Origin of the sequence: Xanthobacter autotrophicus ATCC 700552, from assembly GCF_043194565.1 — a bacterium.
Classification (GTDB): Bacteria; Pseudomonadota; Alphaproteobacteria; order Rhizobiales; family Xanthobacteraceae; genus Xanthobacter; species Xanthobacter autotrophicus_F.
In genome coordinates this window covers 1-597 of record NZ_JBAFVS010000076.1, presented here as the reverse complement: position 1 = coordinate 597, position 597 = coordinate 1, and the positions used below count along the sequence as shown (strand labels likewise).

Genomic DNA, 597 nt, shown 5'->3' with positions numbered 1-597 from the left:
GCGCCGACGCGTCGCCGCCAGCCGCGCGCTCCATGCCGAACCGGGCGTCCATGCGTCCATCCCATGAAGCCCGGCCTGCGGGCCGTCGAGGAGGGGCCGCGCGCGGCCTGATGCCATGAGTGAAGCCTTCATCTGCGATGCCGTCCGCACGCCCGTCGGGCGATATGCCGGCGCCCTTTCCACGGTACGCGCCGACGACTCAGTCCCCCCGGCGCTCTCGCGCCGCCCTCACAGCGTCAAGAGCGTTGAACAGCCCTGCCACGGACCCGGACGACCGGACAGAAGCAAGATCCTCAATCTGCCCGAGCAGCCTGACAAAGGATAATGCGCACAACCCATAGGTCAAAAAGTGCGAGCGCTAGATGTTTGATCCCGGGCTTTGATGGTGCAATCTCGACGCATGAATGGAGGGACGCGCTATGGGGCAGGTTCTTCACGGGAGCGCCACGACGACTGAGGCAATCCGTCGAGCGATACAGCATAGTCAAGCGAGCCTGAGGGCGCTGGCGAAGCGCTATGGCATCAACCAGAAGACGGTCGCGAAGTGGAAGAAGCGGACGTCGGTGGCTGATGTGCCGACCGGGCCGAAGAACCCGA

1 protein-coding gene is annotated in these 597 nt (G+C 65.0%); it reads left to right on the top strand.

Features of this window, described 5'->3' with window-relative positions; translation table 11 throughout:
• Window positions 1-419: 419 nt before the first annotated feature.
• The coding region (locus V5F48_RS24975; RefSeq protein WP_394260646.1) for a helix-turn-helix domain-containing protein at window positions 420-597 on the top strand (178 nt) is incomplete at its 3' end.